Source organism: Edaphobacter sp. 12200R-103 (assembly GCF_010093025.1).
Taxonomy (GTDB): Bacteria; Acidobacteriota; Terriglobia; order Terriglobales; family Acidobacteriaceae; genus Edaphobacter.
In genome coordinates this window covers 1,849,168-1,869,448 of record NZ_CP048114.1, presented here as the reverse complement: position 1 = coordinate 1,869,448, position 20,281 = coordinate 1,849,168, and the positions used below count along the sequence as shown (strand labels likewise).

Genomic DNA, 20,281 nt, shown 5'->3' with positions numbered 1-20,281 from the left:
ACCCTGGGCCAGAGTTCTGGCGTAACCCAAGTCAAGCCTCAGGGAGACGGCATGCAGACCAGCGAAGCTATCATCACAACGGACAGGTCCAGCCTCTATCAGCGCCGGATGGTCGAGATTCGTGGAGCCTTTGAGGCTGGAGGCTCGGGCACGGGGGCCATCGCCGCTCGCACTTCTGCGATGGACGAGCTCATTCTGAACCTCTGGCAGGATGCTCTGCCGGGCAACTCCATCCTGGCCGCAGGTGTGACCGTTGTGGCAATCGGTGGCTACGGCCGCCGGGAGCTCTTCCCGTGCTCCGACGTCGACCTGCTCTTTCTTCTGGACGCAAAGGTGAGCGAGAAGGAAGTCAAGGAGCCGATCCGGCGAATCTGCCAGAAGATGTGGGACACCGGCATCCGGGTTGCTCAGGCGATACGCCGTCTGGCGGAGTGTGAGCGGTTCTCTGAAGACAACTCCGAGTTCACCTTTGCCATCATGGACCATCGTCTGTTGGCCGGAGACGCGACGCTTTACTCCCGCCTGGCCAATGACGTTGTCCCGAAGCTGATTGAGAAGGATCGCAATGCGATTCTCGATCGTCTGCTGGCTCTTACCCAGGAACGCCACGCCAAATACGGCAGCACGTTGTTCCATCTGGAGCCCAATATTAAGGATTGTCCCGGCGGCCTGCGCGACGTCCACGTCTGCGGCTGGCTATCCATGCTGGATGGGCGCGGCCGGACGGCTGCGGATACCACCTCCGAGGCGTTCGGGTTCGGCCAGGCGGTTGAGTTTCTTCGCCTTGTGCGTTGCTTCCTGCACTACCGTCATGAGCGCGACGACAACACACTGGACTGGCAGGCGCAGGACGCTGCCGCAGCGATCTCTGTCGGGGTAAGCGATGATCGCAGCCAGGGTGTGGATGCTGCCTACTGGATGCGAGTTTACTTTCGCCATGCGCGCAGCATCGAGCGCAGACTGAAACGCGAAATCGAGGATCTTCCGCCGCGAAAACAGCCCAGAAGATTCAGCCTGAAGCGTGACCGTGTGACGGATGCAGGTGGCGCGTTCCGGATAGAGCGCGGCAAGGCGATCCTCCGCTCCTCTCCTCCAGCCGGTTCAGGAGAGGAAGATCCTGCGCATGACCCGGAGATCGTGCTGGAGATCTTTGCTGCGATGGCACGCACGGACTGTACGCTTGAGCGGCAATCGGAGGAGAGAATCTCGCATGCCCTGGGTTCCATCTCCGCCCGTCTCGAAGAAGGCCCTTCACTCTGGACTCGTCTTCGGGAGATTCTCGTTGGACCGTATGCAGGCAATGCCCTGCGCGCGATGCATGCGCTCGGTCTCCTGGAGCTGCTGGTTCCGGAGTTTCATGGAATCGATGCACTGGTGATCCGGGATGCCTACCACCGCTATACCGTCGATGAGCACACCTTTGTGCTGATCGACACGCTGCATGAGCTCCAGAGGGCAGATCCAGCTGCGAACCAGGAGAAGGGTTCGCTGGCCGACTGGGCCGTCCGTTTTGGCCCGCTGGTGCGCGAACTTCCTCATCCGGAGCTGTTGTACCTGATGGCCCTGCTGCACGATACCGGCAAGGGTCGCAGCACGGGAGATCATGCGGAAGAGAGCGCCGGCATGGCAAGAGGCCTGCTGGCCCGGCTGGAGCTGGACCCCTACGAGAGCGATCTGGTGCTAAGCCTGATCGAAAATCACCTGGAGATGTCTTCCACGCTCCGCCGCGACATCTTCGACTCGGAGACCGTCCGGACGTTCGCGGGCAAGGTTCATACGCCGGAGCTACTCCGCATGCTCACGCTCTTCACGTATGCGGATATCAATGCGGTCCATCCCGACGCTTTAACTCCGTGGAAGGCGGAGAACCTGTGGCGGCTCTATATCGCTACTGCGAACTATCTGGATCGCAGCGTGGACGACGAGCGCGTAGGCGCCCAGGAGGCGAGGGAATTGGTAGACCGCGTCTCCGCTTTGGTTCCGGACAAGCGAGTCGCCGTGGCGGATTTTCTTGAAGGTTTTCCGGAGCGTTATGTGCTGACCCGCTCGCCGGAGCAGATACGTACACATTTCCGCATGGCTGAGCGGTTGAAGCAGGACCGCGTGCAGCTCGACTTCCGCTATGCTCCGGCAGTAAGTGAGCTGACGGTGGTTACTCCGGACCGCGCCCTGCTATTTGCCAATATGACAGGAGCGCTGGCGGCCTGGGGGATGAACATCGTAACGGCAGACGCCTTCTCGAACCTCAACGGAATCGTCGTCGATAGCTTCCGGTTTACCGATACCTTCCGGACGCTCGAGATGAATCACTCCGAGCATGAGCGGTTTGTGAAGAGCATCTATGATGTGATGACGGGAGCGGTCCCGGTGGAAAAGCTGCTGAGCGGACGCCGCCGTTCGCGGCGAAAGGCTCCCAAGGTTGTGGTCGATCCTCGCGTGGAGTTCTTTGAAGAGGCATCGTCGCACAGCACGCTGGTGGAGGTTATCGCACAGGACCTGCCTGGTTTGCTCCGAGCGCTGAGCCTGACGATCGCCGCCGGAGGCCATAATATCGAGGTCGCGCTGGTCGATACCGAAGGCGAGACGGCAATCGACGTCTTCTACCTGACCCATCAGACGGCCAGGCTCGAAAAGAAGCAGCAAAAAGAGCTGCGGATCGCTCTGCTGGAAGCGATGGAAGAGAACGCGCGCTAATCGAACATCCGCGATTCTGCGAATGGAAGGACCGGGCTATAGCTAAATTGCATGAAAGATTCGGAGCTTCCAACCCTTGAGGGGCCTTATTATTAAGGCATGAGCATAGGATCGGAAGAGAATACCAGTAGCGGACGTCCCACCGAGGTTCCTCAAAAGGGCGATCGTTATCTCTTCGGGAGTCTCGATAGCTTCGCCAAAAATCAGGAGAAGCTGCGCGAGGTGAATTGGGGGTACGACCAGCCGGAGGGCGTGGTCCTGGCTTCCCTGGATGCAGCTATCAACTGGGTTCGGAAGAACTCTGTCTGGCCGATGACCTTTGGTCTGGCCTGCTGCGCCATCGAGATGATGTCCATGGGCGGCTCGCGGTACGACATCGCCCGTTTCGGCGCGGAGGTCTTCCGGCCGTCGCCCCGCCAGAGTGATTTGATGATCATCGCAGGCAGGGTCTCCCAGAAGATGGCGCCGGTCATCCGGCGGCTCTATGAACAGATGCCGGAGCCGAAGTGGGTCATCTCCATGGGAGCTTGTGCGACCTCGGGAGGCGTATTCAACAACTACGCGCTCCTTCAGGGGGTGAACCAGATCATTCCGGTGGACATCTACGTCCCTGGCTGCCCGCCCCGGCCTGAGCAGTTGCTGTACGCTATCACGTTGCTGCAGGAGAAGATACAGCGGGAGCAGGGGACAGTGCGCAAGACCCTGAATCTGTCGTAAAAGGCCGCTTTTTGCGGGTAACTGCGAAGATTCTCCCTCTCAGGTTGTTTCCCCGAACGGATGTAAAGTGTTGAAAATATAGTCGCCGGAGAGTAATTTTTACCGGTAGGACTAGCAACCTGCGGTAAGCTTTACTGAATCGAAGCAAACATATCAACAAGATTGAGCCAGGAAGTGGCTCCTGACATTTGGAAGAATTTTGAGCGGAGGACGTCGAATGGTTTATAGCCCTTTACGAAGTATTGGCCGGTTCGTACTGGCTGCATGTGCAGTCAGCCTTGGAGTCGCGAGTCTGGGTGCGCAGACTCCCAGCACAGCCGCCCCCACGGGCCCCAACCCCTCCCGCTTCGATCTTTTCACTGGATACTCCTATTTTGGAGCGCACGGCCAGTTGAAGCCTCTGGGCGTGAACTATAGCTCGATCGATCTGGGCGCAATCGGAAGCGGGGCCTATTACTTCAATAAGTATTTTGGTGGCGAGATTAACTTCGTCGCTCATCCGGACGGAAAGAACGACGGTCTGTACAGCGCTTCAGCTGGTCCGATCTTCCGCGCTCCGATGCAGAACTTCACGCTGTTTGCGCACGGCCTGGCCGGTGGCAGCAAGCTCGTGGGGCCGAGCTCCTATCACTCGTACCAGTACCACAATCCCTGGACCTGGGGCACGACCCTGACGGCCGGCGGCGGTATGGACTACGATCTGCCCTTCTGGAATAACCGGTTCTCCTTCCGCCTGTTTGAGGCTGATTATCGCTACGTCCACACCAACTTCGGTCCCTACACTCCTCCTCCCAGCGGACCAACCGGGGGACGCGCGAACCTGAACGGTATCGATCTCAGCACCGGTATCGTGACGCACTTCGGTCACATCATCCCTCCTCCTCCTGTCACCTTCACCTGCTCGGCCTCGCCCGCGACGGCCTATCCGGGTGACCCGATCACTGTGACCGGAACGGCCGCCAATCTGAACCCGAAGAAGACCGCCACCTACAACTGGACCAGCGATGGTGGTACGGTTTCGGGCACGGAGACCACGGCGAACGTCAATACGGCCAACCTGAACCCCGGCAGCTACACGGTCAAGGGTCACGTCTCCGAGGGCAACAAGCCTGGCGAGATGGCGGACTGCTCGGCTCCGTTCACCATTCAGCAGTTCCAGCCGCCAACGGTTACCTGCTCGGCTAACCCCTCGACGGTTGCTCCTGGAGACTCTTCGACGATCACCGCCAACGGTGTCAGCCCGCAGAATCGTCCTCTGACCTATAGCTACAGCTCGACCGCCGGTTCCGTAACGGGCAACACCTCTACGGCAACCCTCAACACCACTGGAGCGGCGCCTGGAACTATCACGGTGACTGCGAATGTTGTGGATGACAAGGGCCAGTCGGCCTCCTGCACCGCAACCGTCACGGTCAATGCTCCTCCACCACCGCCGGCACCTTCGACGCAGGCTCTCTGCTCGATCAACTTCGATCGTGACAAGCGCCGTCCGACTCGCGTCGACAACGAAGCGAAGGCCTGTCTCGATGATGTCGCTCTGACGATGCAGCGCTCCTCCGACGCTAAGCTCGCCGTCGTTGGCAACAACGCCAGCAACGAGAGGGCAGGCGCCAAGGCTGCTTCAGCCCGCGCGGTAAACACGAAGGACTACTTGGTGAAGGAGAAGGGAATCGACGCCAGCCGCATCTCGGTCTACACCGGATCTGAGGGCAGCAAGTCGGTATCCTCAACCCTGATCCCGACGGGTGCAAACTTCGATCAGTCCGGCCTTACCCCGGTTGACGAAAGCGCGACGAAGGCGACTCCCCGCACTCGGCACGCAGCCCGCCGTCACAAGAAGTAACCAAAAACGTCAATAAAGAAAAGCTGGCTGGGGAATTCCCAGCCAGCTTTTCCATTGTCTAAAAGAATCAAGAACAATCCTGCTTTTCGCTAAACTAGTACCTGGAACGCGATGCGATATCAATATAAACGGCCCCTTCTGCTGGCTCTTCTGATTGCCCTGGTAATCGTCCCAGCGTCAATCTCCCTGGCACTCCCCTCCTCGGCCTGGCTGCCTTACGGCCCCGATGGCGGTGATGCACGCTCTTTTGCTGTTGATCCCCACGACAATCAGCACCTCTACCTGGGGGCGGCAAACGGCTGGATCTATGACTCCCACGACGGAGGCGTGCAATGGAAGCGTCTCGCCCGGATTGGAAGCCGGGACAACCTTGTTGTCGATAACATCGTGCTCGATACGACGACAAAGGGAAGAATCCTCGTTGGTGCGTGGGCGGTTGGCAGCTCCGATGGCGGACTGTACGTAAGCGACGACAGTGGCGTCTCCTGGAAGGAGGTTGCGGATCTCAAAGATCAGGCGGTCCTCGCCCTGGTAGGGGCTCCATCTGAATCGAAGACCTTTGTAGCGGGAACGCTGAAGGGCGTCTATAAGACCACGGACAGTGGGGCTCACTGGAAGTTGATCAGTCCGGAGGGAAGCACCGAGATCCACGAGGTGGAATCGATTGCAATCGATCCCAAGGACCCGAATATCATCTATGCCGGGACCTGGCATCTTCCATGGAAGACGTCCGACAACGGCGCTCACTGGTCGAATATTAAGGAAGGCGTGATCGACGACTCTGACGTTTTCTCGATCATCATCGATCCCAAGGCGCCGAATGTTGTTTATGCCAGCGCCTGCTCTGGAATCTACAAGAGCGATACGGCCGGCATGCGCTTCCAGAAGATCCAGGGAATCCCCTCGACGGCTCGCAGAACCCGTGTCCTGATGCAGGACCCGCAGCACCAGAACATTGTGTTTGCCGGAACCACGGAGGGGCTCTACCGGACGACCGATTCCGGTACTAACTGGGTCCGGACCACAGGACCTGAGCTGATCGTGAACGATGTCTATATTGACCCGATGAATGCAAACCGCGTTCTGCTGGCGACCGATCGCGGTGGCGTCCTCGTCTCCAATGATGGCGGAGCAAGCTTCAGGCCAACAAACAGCGGTTTCTCGTCTCGCCAGGTTACGTCCTTCGTCCAGGACCTGCGTTCGCCTGAGACGATCTACGTCGGCATGGTGAACGACAAGGCATGGGGCGGTGTCTTTATGAGCAGCAATGGAGGCCTTACCTGGACGCAAAAGAATGGCGGCCTGGAGTCGCACGACGTGCTGAGTCTGGGCCAGGCCTCGGATGGAACGCTTCTAGCCGGTACGAGGCATGGGATTTATCGCCTCAATGGGGATGTCTGGAGCAAGGTAGAGCGGGTCTCGCTTGAGCTGCCTGAGGTAGAGGCGCCTGCTCCCAAACCAGCCGTCAGTAAGAAAAAAGGGGCGCGACGAGCGCCTGTGAAACCTGTGGCGAAGAAGAAAGCTCCGCCGAAGCCATTCGATGGTGCAGTATTCGCCTTCACCCGCGATGGAGAACAGGTCTTCGCGGCGACGGCAGACGGCATTCTCCGCAGCTTTGATGGCGGGCAGAGCTGGAATCTGGTCACCGATCCGCAGGGACACATCTGGTACACCATTGCATCGTCCCGTTCGACGCTCGTAGCTTCGTCTTTGACGAAGGCCCTGCTTTCGACGGATGACGGACATACCTGGAAGCCGCTTGCCACGCCGTCCGAGCTGACCCAGATCACGGCAGTTGCGGCCGATAGCTTTGGCGGCCTGTGGGTTGGAGGGCGTGAAGGGATCTATCACTCTGCCGACCAGGGCGTGAGCTGGCAGGTACTGAAGAACCTCTTTGTCCGCGATGTCAACAGCATCTACTACGATGAAAAGGGAGAGCGCATCCTGGTAACCGGCAACAGCTCGACCACGTTTGCATTTGCCGCTCACCTGCCGGATCAAAAGGTTACCTATTGGAACACCGGCTGGAATCTGCGCCTGCTTCGTCCCGTAAGCGATCACCTTGTAGCTGCGACCCTGTTCGACGGGGTGGTGATCCAGCCGCAGATGGTGGCCTCGGTTGCAAGCTCGGCGCATTAGACGTGTCACGTGCAGCGGTCTGAGAGGGAAGGGATTAGAATCGTTCTATGAGTTCTGATCCCTCCACCACCTTTTCGCGCAGTTCAAAGGCGGGCTTCGATGATGGACTGGCTGGCCGTCCTCGGCACTCTTTCCAGACAGACGATCGCGCGCTGGAGCCGATTGCTGAGAAGGTTCTGGCGGGCGAGCGCCTGAGCTTCGAGGACGGCGTCAAGCTCTATCGCAGCGGGGACATTCTGGCGGTGGGCTGGCTGGCCAACTGGGTGCGCGAAAAGCTGCACGGCAATATTGCGTACTTCAACGTAAACCGCCATATCAATCCGACGAACGTGTGTGTCGCATCATGCAGACTGTGCGCCTTTGGAAGAAAGAAAGGCGAGGCAGGCACGTATACGATGGCGCTCGAGGAGGCGTGGGAGACGGCTGGCGCCGGCTATACGGAGGCTGTTACCGAGTTCCATATTGTTGGCGGACTGCATCCTGATCTTCCGTTTGAATACTTCATGGATCTGGTGCGGGGGCTGAAAGAGCGGTTCCCTAAGGTCCACATCAAAGCCTTTACGATGGTCGAAGTTGCATTTCTGGCAAAACGCGGCAAGATGACTATCGAAGAGACGCTGAAGCAGATGAAGGCAGCTGGCGTTGACTCCATGCCTGGTGGCGGAGCGGAGATCTTCGCCGATCGGATCCGGCATATCATCTGCGATCACAAGATCGATGGTTCCGAGTGGCTGGAGACAGCCCGCCTGGCTCACAAGCTGGGGCTGCGGTCGAATGCGACGATGCTCTACGGACATGTTGAAAACGATGAAGACCGCGTGGACCACTTGATTCGCCTGCGCGAGGTCCAGGACGATACGGGCGGATTTCAGACATTCATCCCGCTGGCCTTTCATCCGGACAATACCGCGCTGGCCCATATCCCTCGGACAACGGGGATGCTCGACGTCAGGCAGATCGCCGTGGGGCGGCTGATGTTGGATAACTTCTCGCATATCAAGAGCTACTGGCAGATGGTCTCGCCAAAGATGGCGCAGATCTCATTGCGATTCGGCGCGGACGACATCGATGGCACCGTGATCGAAGAAAAGATCTATCACGACGCCGGTGCGACGACGCCGCAGGGACTGCGACGGAAGGACCTGGTTCGCCTGATCACAGAGGCGGGGCGTGAGCCGTTTGAGCGCGACACGATGTATCGTGCCGTCACGCGGACGGAAGATACCTTCACGATCGCAAGCTGAATTCGTTCAGCGGCTGATCCTACAGATAGAACGGCCTCGGAGAGAATCTCCGAGGCCGTTTTGCTTGTGGGAGGCTCGCCTTTCGCAAGGATGTACCTGGGAAGTCATCTTACCTTTGCGATGGGGTGAGGTCCTTCCAATACATGGCGGCATCCATGCCCGGTCCGTAAAAAGCTTTCTGGAGTCCTAAGCGACGGTATCGCAGCCTCTCGTAAAAACGCAGGGCCTGCTCGTTTCGCACGAAGACATGCAGCATGATGCCGACGCACTTCCAGCTTCGTACCCATGTTTCAGCGTTTGACAGCATCCTTTCGCCGATGCCCTGGCGTCGCCATCGTTCTGCCACATCAATGGTGACCACATACCCGATGGGAGGTCCGACCGAATGTTCCCGGTGCACGATACAGAATCCTGCCAGACCCTGCGAATCTTCGGCCACGATGACCCAGGCATTGTCGGCCTCGGCAAATCGTCGCATCGCATCTCTGCTGAACCGAAATGGGGCGTCGAAGCACGATGCATCCAGCGCGACCATCGCGTCGAGGTCCTCAGGGCGATAGTTCCTGTAACGAAACCGCTTTCGCGTTATCGGGCTGCTTGTTGTCACCATCCCGCCTCGCATGCGCCTGTCCTGCGTATTGACGCTTTGCTGATATTCCATTGTTCAATCCCGACAGTGTAAAACTGTTGCATTCTTTGTACCTGTAGTCCCGGAGCTTCATGGTTGCCAGAAGGAAACAACTCCCCGACGCGACGAAACCTGTAACCCTCAAGGTTCTTGCCGATTATCTGGACCTTTCGCCGGCCACGGTGTCGATCGTCCTCAACGACTCTCCCGTAGCGAAATCCATCTCGCCGGAGACGCGACAGCGCGTGCTCGATGCCGCCAAAAAGTTTCACTACAGGCCCAACGTGCATGCGCGCATGCTCCGAACCCGGCTTACGAACACGGTGGGCGTCGTGGTTCCCGAACTCAGCGAGGGCTACTTCACCCGCCTCATGCTCGGTGTCGAGCAATATCTCCTCCAGGCCGGTTATCTCTACTTCACCGTCAGCCATCTCTGCCATCCTGACCTCATCGAGGAGTATCCCGACCTGCTTCTCAGCCGCTCCGTGGACGGCCTCCTGCTGGTCAATACGGAGCTGCGCAAGCAGGTTCCTTTGCCTGCCGTCGGCATCTCTTCTCATCTCAACGTTGCCGGTGTTACCAATGTCGTTCTCGATCACGATCATGCCACCCGGCTCGCTCTCCAACATCTTTACGACCTCGGTCACCGTCGCATCGCCTTCATGAAAGGGCAGAACTTTTCGCTCGACTCCGAATCCCGCTGGCAGTCCATCAACACCATCGCACAGCAGCTTGGAATCACCATCGAGCCAGAGCTTTGCATCTATCTTGAGAAAAATACCTGGTCCCCTGATCTCGGCTATCCTCCCGTTCACGAACTCCTTAACCGCACCCGCGACTTTACAGCGATCTTCTGCTTCAACGATACCGCTGCGATCGGAGCCATTCGGGCTATCGAAGATGCCGGGCTATCCTGCCCGGGTGACATCTCCGTCATCGGCTTCGACGACATCCTCGTCGCTGCCTACACCAGCCCCCGCCTTACAACCGTCCGGCAGCCTCTGCATACCATGGGCAGGACCGCCGCCGAGATTCTGATTAAACGCATTCAAGACCCAAAGCAAACTTTCTCCGAGACGGTCTGGTTTACTCCGGAACTCGTCGTGCGCGAGTCCACCGGGCCAGCATTCCTCCGCACCGACCATCCACGGCCACGCAAGAGATAACTGGTGTATGGCCTCTATCCTCGAATGCACACCATTTCGGACGATCTCAATAGAAATACGATGATTTTTTTAGTCTGGCGTCGGCTATGGCCGCTCTTTGTCTGCACAGCGGCATTGGGGCTCGTCACGGTCATGCTCGGCCCCCTGCTTCCAGCGCTCATTACCCGCTGGCACATCCGGGATGCGCAGGCAGGCACGCTCTTCACCGCTTCCTTCATCGGTCAGCTTATTGGCGCATGGTTTGCTACGCGCAACCTGCGCCTGAGCCTTCTCGCCGGGGCCGGCCTCGCCGTTCTCGGCGTCGCGACTCTGGCGTGGGCCGGATTTCCGCTGGCGCATCTCGCGTTCTTCATCACCGGCCTTGGAGTCTCTGCAGGCATCACCGCGGGCAATGTTATCTCCGGGTACTCGTCCCCCCACCGGGCGCGTGCCCTGGCGCTCTTCAACGTCAGCTGGAGCATTGGGGCTATTGCGTGCCCGCTGCTCGTGCGCTTTGCCGGTCCTGCGAATACGCGCCTGTTTTTTCTCGTCGCCGCAGCTATCGTTGCCGTAGGAGGCGCGCTCGCCGCAACTCTTCTGCGTCCACCGACTATGGATGCGCCAACCACGCCGCCCGTCGCCGGCAGCGTGTCTGCGCCGTCACTGGCCGCCCTTCTTCTCTTTGCAGGTTGTATGCTGCTCTACATCGGCAACGAAAATGCGCTCGGTGGCTGGCTTCCCAGTTTCGCCGTTCGCAGCAATCCCCAGGCCCACGCATCCACGATTGCCATGCTGTACTGGTTGTCGGAGCTTATAAGCCGGCTCGTTATGGCGGCCGTTGCATGGAGAGTCTCTGAGGCTGCGCTGTACCGGGCTTCGCTCACTCTACTGCTTGCCATCGTTGTTTTCTTTGTCCTGATCCCGCATCCCTCGCTCCCCACCCTTATGGGGGCAGTTATCCTCAGTGGCGTCGCGATTGGACCCGTCTATCCTCTCCTTGTTGCATTCCTGCTTGCGCGATTCTCGACGTACCCGGGGCTCGGCCGGCTGTTCGCGTCGGCCTCGCTAGGGGGAGCCACCCTGCCCTGGCTTACGGGCGTCGTATCCACCCATTTTGGCGGACTTCGCATCGGCCTTCTTGTGCCTGCCGCCGGAATTCTCCTGATGCTGGCGCTGTCACACGCAGTCGTTCCGGCGAGATTGCAAGCAATATCGCAGACATAGCCACTCAGGTTGCCTTTTCCGGGCGCAAATCGGTCAGGATATCGCGTGCCTGACCGGTCTGGCGGCGTTGAAGAAGAACGAGATCTACTGCCGCACCTTGAACCGGAACTGATCCTTAAGGGTGATGCAGCCGATGACGATGAGACCAACGAGCGACGGAAGGAAGAAGAGATACATGGTGCCTCCAAGACAGAGATTCTTTTCAAAAAACGGGCCCAGCTGACCTCTGCAGAAGTCTCCGGAATGCTGGCAGACTCAGGCAGGGGCGCTCACTACGTTCGGTGAAACACATGGCCTGGGTACCTAATCCGCTCTCAATACCTCTCCATGAAAGAGGACAGATTCGACAGGTCCATCGCAGGTCCCGTTTGCAATGCAGTCACAAATTGCAAATGGGTTGCCATACTTCTTAAATTTTTTGGGACAAAAAATGGCCTAAATACGCATAAATTTCGCGCGCGTCGGGAAAGTTTTTCCCACAAAGAGAAAACATTCACCACTTTCGAATGCAAGTCTTTTCATGTATCCGGCGTCTACACTGCTGTATCCATGACGCGAGGACAGGAAAACCATGAATCCAGCTGGTCAATGTTCTCGAAGTGACTCTGGCAAAATCAGAGCACACCTTCGATCGATCGCGGGTCGCTGACGGCCACATCTCGTTGGCGATAGACGACGGCATCTCCTGTCCTGGCTGCGAACCTGATCTACCTGTCAACCGATCCACGAAAAGAAGGCGTAGCAGATCTCTCCGCTACGCCTTCTTTAAGAGACAGGCGGCTGTCCCACGTACGCAGTTACTTCTTCCCGAAGACGTCACCCATACGGCGAATCTGGGCGCCCACTCCTCGCAGCTTTTCTTCGATACGCTCGTAGCCACGATCGATGTGATAAACGCGATCGAGGATGGTTTCTCCATCGGCAACCAGGGCCGCCAGGACCAGCGAGGCCGAGGCACGCAGATCGGAACACATGACGGCGGCGGACTGCAGGGGGGATCTGCCCCGGACGGTTGCGGTGCGTCCCTGCACGGTGATGTTGGCTCCCATGCGGTTGAGCTCGCCGACGTGCATAAAGCGGTTCTCGAAGATGTTTTCGATGACGACCGAGGTGCCTTCAGTCTGGGTGGCCAGAGCCATGTACTGCGCCTGCATGTCCGTAGGGAAGCCGGGATACTCTTCGGTGGAGATATCGGCGGCCTTCAAGGGAGTGTCGCCAGAGCGGACACGGATGCAATCTTTGCCGACATCCAGGCGAACCCCGCACTCTTCGAGCTTGGCAACGAGGGCTCCCAGATGTGCCGGCTCGCAGGAGTCGACGTTGAGGTCGCCGCCGGTGATGGCTCCGGCGATAAGGAAGGTTCCGGCCTCAATGCGGTCGGGATTGATGCGATGACGCGCACCGTGCAGACTGGTAACTCCCTGCACCTTGATCGTGGAGCTTCCTGCCCCTTCGATCTTCGCTCCCATGGCGGTGAGCAGAGCCGCGAGGTCCGTGACCTCGGGCTCACGGGCACAGTTCTCAAAGATGGTCTCTCCATCCGCAAGCACGGCGGCCATCAGGAGGTCTTCCGTACCCGTCACCGTGATCTTGTCGAAGACGATGTGTGCACCTTTCAGGCGGCCCAGTCCATTATTGGGGCTGCGGGCTTCGAGATAGCCGTGGTCGTAGGTGATCTCCGCCCCCATGGCTTCAAGGCCCTTGATGTGCAGGTCGATCGGACGTCCACCGATGGCGCAGCCGCCAGGCATGGCGACCCGGGCCATGCCGGTGCGTGCAATCAGTGGCCCCAGCACGAGCGAACTGGCGCGCATCGTCTTGACAATCTCGTACTTGGCAATGGGATCGGAGAGGATACCGCACTTGATGCGGGTGCGATGCTGGGCGCGTCCATAACCAAGCTCGACTTCGGCTCCCATGGAGGAAAGTAGCTTGCGCTCGGTCTCAATGTCGCGGACCTGCGGGATGTTTTCGAGGATGACCTCATCCTCGGTAAGGATGGCGGCGGCCATGCAGGGGAGGGCGGAGTTCTTTGCTCCGGAGACCTTGATCGTCCCAAGGAGCGGGTTCCCGCCGCGTACAACAAACTTGTCCATCTTTCCAGTTTACTTGGCGGAAGACCGGCAGCAATGGGCGCCAGCCGGGCAAGGAGTATCTAGCTTGAGGCTCGGAGCGACACCAGGGACTCGATGGGGAAGAATATTCCGGAAACTCTTAATAGGGCGAAAGACGTATTGAAGAATGCGTCCTCTGACCTATTGACCATTTCTCAGATTAAGTTCTAATGAATTCCACTGATTCGTAAGATCTGATTGATTGAAAGAGCTTCAGCACACAAGAAGCCTTCGATAGATGCATTCGCACCCTCTTTCCCGAGTCGATCCTGGCATCTCCTACTTTGCGAAAGAAGTCGCGCTCTAGCGACAAAGCCCATGAACAGGGTTAAGGTTTCAGACTCTCTTATTTGCCATCCAGTGGCATTGCGGGGGAGTTTAGCGATGACCGCGGCGTCCCCTTGCATAGCCGGATGTCCCTGCTATTTATGTCGCTCGTCTCTCTCCCCGTTCCAGCAGACCAGACAAAACCACACCACAGAATTCATCGAGATCGCCAATTTTATGTATTGCGCCTCGGTACGGGACAGGGACGCCGTCCGATGCAATTTGCCGAAGGATCACTTCGGCGCAGGATCCATGATGGCTTCAAGATCTGCTGTGGGAGCAGCAGAGAAACGGATGTGTAGTACCGGAGTAGTTGCAGTCTCACGCTTTCCAGATGAGTTAAACAGAAACGCAAGGAGAACATTATGCATCAGCATCTTCGTAGAATCCCGGCGACGTGTTTCATCCTTTTGTTGGGCTGCTTGCCGATGTATGCGGCAATTACGGGATCCATCTCGGGAAACCTGCTCGATCCAAGCGGAGCGGCGATTCCCGGGGCTCAAGTAACGGTTCGAAACGAGGCCACTGGAGTTACACAGGTTGTTACAACGAATGGCTCAGGACTTTATACCTTTCCCGCATTAAATGTTGGAGTTTACACACTGACCGCAGCACCTGCAGGTTTTCGCACGTATGAAACCCATGGCATTAAGGTCGATGCCAACTCTGCCATTCGCATCGATATCACGGTGCAGGTAGGAGCAACCAACCAGGTGCAGGAGGTAACGGCGGACGCGCTGCAGGTGGAGACCCAGACTACACAGCTTGGCCAGGTGATTGAGAGCACGAAGATGACCTCGGTGCCGCTGAACGGCCGTTCCTTCACGGACCTGCTCTCGCTGCAGCCCGGCGTCTCTCCCTACAAGGGGACCTCCGAAGGTGGCCGCACCGTCTCCGGTGATCTCGATCCTGGCAACGTCTCGATCAATGGCGGACGTGAAGCCTCTAACGGTTACATGATCAACGGCGCTGACGCCAATGAAGGTGTCTATAACGGCGCTGCCATCATTCCGAATCTGGACTCGATTGCGGAGTTTCGTATCCTGACCAACAACTTCGACGCCGAGTATGGCAACTTCAGCGGCGGCGAGATTAACGTTGTCACAAAGTCAGGTACCAATAAATTTCACGGCAACGCCTTCGACTTCCTGCGAAATACTGACCTCGATGCCCGCAACTACTACGCCCAGCAACGCGGTGTCTTCATCCAGAACATCTTCGGCGGGACGGTCGGTGGTCCCATCCGCAAAGATAAGGCTTTCTTCTTCGCTGACTATCAAGGCACCAAGCAGATCAAAGGCGCTACGCAGAACTTCGCGGTTCCCTCCGCTGCAAATCGCGATGGATTCTTCGATACCAGTAAGGATTCCCCTCTGACTCAAGGGTCGGTCGTGGGAACCTCCTGGGCTCAGGTGCTGTCCAATCGGCTCGGATATCCGGTCGCTCCAGGAGAACCCTATTACATGCCTGGCTGCACCTCAGCCACCTGCGTTTTTCCCAACGCCTATATCCCCAAGTCGGCCTGGTCACCAACGGCTTCACACTTGATGCAATATATTCCGCAGGCCAATGCCCCAAGTGATTTCTTTGCCACAGCTGCGGCCTCGGCAAACCTTACCGATAACAAGGGAGGCATCCGCGGCGACATCAGTAGTCGTCTCGGCAATTTTTTTGGCTACTACTTCATCGACCAGTTTTCTTTAAACGACCCCTACGGAAGCGGTGTCAACATTCCCGGCTTCACCTCGTCGAATCAGGGGCGAGCTCAGATGATCAATCTTGGTCTCACCTCGACTGTGCACGGAACCTCGGTCAATGATCTTCGCTTCACGTATATGCGCATCATCAATCATCTTGGTACGCCGGTGGGAGGAACCGGGGTCTCGCTCGACTCTCTCGGTTTCACCACACCCTGGGGACCCAGCGGCGGAATCTCAAATATTAATCCGGCACTTACCGGGGTTCCCTCTATTGGGCTAAACAATTTCAGTTTTGGAACGCCGGTCGATACCCTCAATCAGTACAACAATATGTTTCAAGTGCTGGAGACTTATGCCCAGACCCTCGGTCGTCACAGTCTCAAGTACGGCATCAATTATCACTACGATCAGATTAATGAGCGCAACTTCTATGCCGCTAATGGCCAGTTCAGCTTCAACGGACAAGAGACAGGTAGCGACTTTGCGGATCTACTGATTGGCGCTCCTAATAACTTCATCCAGGCTAGTCCCCAGATTCTCGATTCGCGCAGCCATTACTTCGGCGCGTTCGGTCAGGATTCCTGGCGTGCTCTGGACAACCTCACGCTGAACTATGGTCTTCGATACGAGATCTCGACGCCCTGGTACGACACGCAGAATAAGCTGGAGACCCTGATCCCCGGTGTACAGTCCGTCGTCTTCCCCGGGGCTCCCCTCGGGTATCTCGTGCCTGGAGACCCCGGCGTACCGCGTACGCTTGCTCCGATCCGTTACAACAACTTCGCTCCGCGCTTTGGTTTCAACTACTCGCCGTCCAGTTCCGACGGCCTCCTCGGCAAGCTCACCGGAGGCCCCGGAAACTTCACCATTCGTGGCGGATACGGCTTCTTTTATACCAACATCCAGGATGCAACCGGCTTTGTCGAGGTAGGAGACGCACCTTTCGGCCTGTTTTACGTCAGTCCGGTTCAGCCTATGCTCGACAAGCCTTATATCGATCGAGCCACTGGCAATAACGAAGGACAACGCTTTCCCTTTGTCTTTCCTCCCACGAACGTGTCGAAGGACAACCCAGACACAACGTTCAATTGGGACGGGGTCAAACCGATCTCTGGTTCTGCGCTGTTTGACGTGCACAATGTTCTGCCTTACGTGCAGAGCTACTATCTCGGCATACAGCGCAGTATCGGCAGCGGTACCGTCGTAAGCGTCAACTATGTAGGCAACGTTGGCCGCAAGCTGATCACCCAGGAGGAATCAAATCCCGCCGACCCGGCGCTCTGCCTTGCCCTGTCGGATCCTGCAGCGCTCGCACCTGATCAGAGCACATGCGGTCCCGGCCTCGAGAGCCAGCAATACATCCGTGCCAACGGTTCCGTCGTCAATGGCACCCGCGTGCTGGGTTTGGACTTTGGCTCTAACTCCTACATGCGTACAAGCGCGACGTCCAGCTATAACTCTCTGCAGGCATCTCTCCAGCACTCCAGCAAACGTTATGAGTTTTTGCTGGGATACACCTACGCCCGCTCGTTCGATAACGCATCGGCACAGTCGGACAAGACCAACGTCATCAATCCAACCCTTAGCTGGGGGCTCTCCAATTTCGATGTCACTCATAACTTCGTCGGCAGTTATACCGTGCAACTACCATTCGACCTGCTGACACCTAGTCACGCCGGATTCCTGAACTACGTAGCGAAAGGTTGGGCAGTCTCCGGTGTCACAACGCTGGCAACCGGTTTGCCCGTGACTATCTCCGAGAACGACGACCAGTCGCTGACCGGAATCGATGCAGACCTGCCCGACTACACGCCCGGCAAGCTGATCATTAATAAAAACCCCCGTAAGACGGATGCCTCAGGACAACCACTCCCTTACTTTGACAACACCCTCTTTACTCAGGAGCCACTGGGTCAATTCGGAAACTCGCGTCGCCGCTTTTTCCACGGCCCCGGAGTGAACAACACCGATCTTGCACTTCAACGTAAATTCGACTTCACCGAATCTACTTACCTTCAGTTCCGGGCCGAAGCCTTCAACGTCTTCAATCACACTCAGTTCAATGGTCCTGCCGGTAATTGGAATGCCTCCGGCGTAGGTGGCTTTGGTTATGTCACTTCAGCCCGCGATCCGCGAATCATGCAGGTTGCGCTCAAACTGTACTTCTAATCCTTACATCTCTCATCGGTCAGTGAAGGTTGCGAATGTATCAACCTCGCAATCTCACTGACTGCCTTCCAGGTTCTGTATAGAGGTAGAGCTTTGTATTGCTATCTTGAAATGTATTTCGAAAGGATCCGCGATTCATGAAAGTGCCCTTCTTTGCCACGGCAGCTCTCGTCGCTACGTTCCTCCCGATCTCGCTCGTAGCGCAGCAGAAGGAGCCAGGTCGTTGTACCATCACCCCCGGGCAATATCTCGGCTGGCAAGCAGAGCGTGTCTCCAACCGCTGGGTTACGCTTACGTTTGTTCCTCAGTTGGGTGGCCGCCTGATGCAGGTGGAGTTCAACGGACATGCGTATCTCTTCACCAATCCGCGCTTTCGCGGCAAGTACATCTCGCCTGACGAGGCCAAGGGTGGCTGGATCAACTATGGTGGCGACAAGATCTGGCCCATGCCAGAAGGAAGCGAGGACGAGAATCACTGGGTCATCCAGTCGACTGCCATCGACGATCTGCCGTATAGCTTCGAGACGCTGTCGAAAGGGAAAGAGTGCATGGTGCGACTTACCGGGCAGCCCGACACGATTACCGGTATGCGTATTGTCCGCACGGTCACGCTTGGAGCTGAAAGCCCCGAGATACACTTTCACGCTTTGATGGAGAATGCGACCGCGCATCCCATCACGTGGTCCATTCAATCGGTCTCGCAGTACGATCTCTCCGATCCTGCGAAGCCTGGAGACTTCAATCACAATTTCTGGGCCTACACGCCGCGCAACCCGGCATCATCATTTCCCGATGGTATGCACGTTCGTTATGGCCTTGCGCATGATCCGTCATTCTCGTTCGACGGCGATCTTTTTCGTTTGCACTGGACGTGGTTCGGCAACGAGGTCTGGCTGGATTCGAATGCAGGCTGGGTTGCGATCGTCGATAAGAGCAGCCGCTACGGAATGGTCGAAACCTTCCATGTAAAACGGGATGCGGAATATCCCGGAAAAACCTCCGTGATTTTCTACCAGAACGGCCCGACCGTCAGCTTTGACGAGAAGGGAATCCCTTCCATTGCTGGTGCAGATTCCAGTAAGGACGCCTACTATATGGAAGCCGAGATCAACTCCCCCATGGTGACTCTGCAACCCGGCGAAACCTATGCCTTCGATACCGCATGGCATCCGATCTCCATTGATGCACAACCTGAGGAGTTCAGTGCTCCGGGGCTAGTTGTGGAGAGGCTGAAGGCCACAGTGGACGCTGGAAAACTTCACCTGAAGGGGAATTTTTCAGTATTCGCTCCTGGCAAGTTGATGGCCGTGTTCTTCAATCGCAATGGAATTATCAGCGGGCAACATGAACTCGAAGATGTTGACCCGGCGAAGATGGTGATGCTTGATACTACCGTGCCCATAGATCCAGGTCTCGCACGTGTCAGTTTGAAACTGATCGACAGTGAAGGCAAAGATCGGGGTTCATTGTCGATAGCGAAGGTCGAGGCTCGATAAGGAGCGGATACGCGTTTGGCGAGCGATTTAAATCTGAGCTTGCGCACAAAAGAGAAGAGGGAGCCGCACCGGGAAGGCAGCTCCCTCGTGAGTCAGTGTGAGGACAGTTAACTTGCAGACGGAGGATTGGCGGAATCGGACGGCGGTTGACGATGCCAACGGTGTCCGTGGCGGCGCATGTTCTGAAGCTGCTGCAATTGATCGGGCGTGAGAACCGTGGCGAACTGACTCTTCGTGTCCTGCTGGATGGCCTGGAACTGCTGACGTCGCTGATCGCGGGTAAGGCTGGTGTCAGAGCGCAGGGCTGCCATCTTCTGCTGCTGCGTGGCGAGGATGGGCTCGAGCTTCGCGGTCTGATCGTCCGTTAGGTTGAGGCGTTTGCCGAGCCGCTGCGCAGCCTTATGAGGATCAAAGTTATGGTGCCGGCCTTGCTGTGCCGACTGCTGCTGGGCTGCGGTGGCATCGTTTGCAGGTTGCGGAGAGGACTGCTGGCAGAAGGCCGCAGTGGCGGCAAAAGTGAGTGCCAGAGTTGAAGTAAGTACAATTCGTTTCATCATCGGGTCTTCTACTCCCTGGTAGCGTCTGGCTACCGGATGTTACTGATTTGAATTAACCCGGCTCACATGAAATGTTGTGGTGATGTTGTCGGGAAGGTTCCCAAAGATTTTCCTCTTAGTGCTTTCTGGCAATCGGCTCTCTGCCAGTCGGATTTTGAAAAACTCAGTTCGGAAAGATCCGCATCATGTACTTCCTTATTACTTGCTTATAAAAGGAGGCTCAGGCACGTGAGTGCCTTTGTGGATTGAGAGCGCCCTGTCTAAAAAGAATCGAATATTTTCAA

At 57.2% G+C, this 20,281-nt stretch carries 12 protein-coding genes; 9 read left to right on the top strand and 3 right to left on the bottom strand.

The features are described from left to right. Window positions 1-51 precede the first annotated feature (51 nt). The 5 genes from glnD (at window position 52) to mqnE (ending at window position 8,637) form a co-directional block, all read left to right on the top strand. On the top strand, window positions 52-2,694 hold the full coding sequence (gene glnD / locus GWR55_RS07725; protein ID WP_162401751.1) for a [protein-PII] uridylyltransferase: 2,643 nt from the start codon (window positions 52-54) through the stop codon (window positions 2,692-2,694). 99 nt (window positions 2,695-2,793) lie between these two features. Next, window positions 2,794-3,411 carry an NADH-quinone oxidoreductase subunit B gene (locus tag GWR55_RS07720; RefSeq protein ID WP_162401750.1) on the top strand — a complete coding sequence of 206 codons (618 nt, stop codon included), beginning with the start codon at window positions 2,794-2,796 and terminating at the stop codon, window positions 3,409-3,411. 217 nt (window positions 3,412-3,628) lie between these two features. Then, on the top strand, window positions 3,629-5,254 hold the full coding sequence (locus tag GWR55_RS07715; RefSeq protein ID WP_162401749.1) for a hypothetical protein: 1,626 nt from the start codon (window positions 3,629-3,631) through the stop codon (window positions 5,252-5,254). 111 nt (window positions 5,255-5,365) lie between these two features. Next, window positions 5,366-7,393, top strand: a complete 2,028-nt coding sequence (locus GWR55_RS07710; RefSeq protein ID WP_202925593.1) for a hypothetical protein — start codon at window positions 5,366-5,368, stop codon at window positions 7,391-7,393. A gap of 47 nt (window positions 7,394-7,440) precedes the next feature. Next, the gene (mqnE, locus tag GWR55_RS07705; protein ID WP_162401748.1) at window positions 7,441-8,637 is read left to right on the top strand and encodes an aminofutalosine synthase MqnE; all 1,197 of its coding nucleotides are present in this window, start codon (window positions 7,441-7,443) and stop codon (window positions 8,635-8,637) included. 109 nt (window positions 8,638-8,746) lie between these two features. Here the strand turns inward: mqnE and GWR55_RS07700 are convergent, their stop codons facing one another. Further along, window positions 8,747-9,298, bottom strand: coding sequence for an N-acetyltransferase (locus GWR55_RS07700; protein WP_162401747.1), 552 nt, complete (start codon window positions 9,296-9,298; stop codon window positions 8,747-8,749). A 59-nt stretch (window positions 9,299-9,357) separates the two neighbouring features. Between GWR55_RS07700 and GWR55_RS07695 the strand changes: the two genes are divergently transcribed. Together GWR55_RS07695 and GWR55_RS07690 are read left to right on the top strand one after the other, a co-directional pair. Beyond that, window positions 9,358-10,431, top strand: coding sequence for a LacI family DNA-binding transcriptional regulator (locus GWR55_RS07695; protein ID WP_162401746.1), 1,074 nt, complete (start codon window positions 9,358-9,360; stop codon window positions 10,429-10,431). A 60-nt stretch (window positions 10,432-10,491) separates the two neighbouring features. Then, the gene (locus tag GWR55_RS07690) at window positions 10,492-11,634 is read left to right on the top strand and encodes a sugar MFS transporter (RefSeq protein WP_162401745.1); all 1,143 of its coding nucleotides are present in this window, start codon (window positions 10,492-10,494) and stop codon (window positions 11,632-11,634) included. Window positions 11,635-12,431: 797 nt separating this feature from the next. Here GWR55_RS07690 and murA read toward each other — a convergent pair. Beyond that, the gene (gene murA, locus GWR55_RS07685) at window positions 12,432-13,730 is read right to left on the bottom strand and encodes a UDP-N-acetylglucosamine 1-carboxyvinyltransferase (protein WP_162401744.1); all 1,299 of its coding nucleotides are present in this window, start codon (window positions 13,728-13,730) and stop codon (window positions 12,432-12,434) included. Between the two features lie 710 nt (window positions 13,731-14,440). Between murA and GWR55_RS07680 the strand changes: the two genes are divergently transcribed. Both GWR55_RS07680 and GWR55_RS07675 read left to right on the top strand, forming a co-directional pair. Further along, window positions 14,441-17,944 carry a carboxypeptidase regulatory-like domain-containing protein gene (locus tag GWR55_RS07680; RefSeq protein ID WP_162401743.1) on the top strand — a complete coding sequence of 1,168 codons (3,504 nt, stop codon included), beginning with the start codon at window positions 14,441-14,443 and terminating at the stop codon, window positions 17,942-17,944. 137 nt (window positions 17,945-18,081) lie between these two features. Next, window positions 18,082-19,440, top strand: coding sequence for a hypothetical protein (locus tag GWR55_RS07675; protein WP_238398709.1), 1,359 nt, complete (start codon window positions 18,082-18,084; stop codon window positions 19,438-19,440). Window positions 19,441-19,547: 107 nt separating this feature from the next. On the opposite strand, the gene GWR55_RS07670 is transcribed toward GWR55_RS07675, so the two are convergent. Next, complete coding sequence (locus tag GWR55_RS07670) at window positions 19,548-19,997, bottom strand: hypothetical protein (RefSeq protein ID WP_238398708.1); 450 nt, start codon at window positions 19,995-19,997, stop codon at window positions 19,548-19,550. Between the last annotated feature and the right edge of the window lie 284 nt (window positions 19,998-20,281).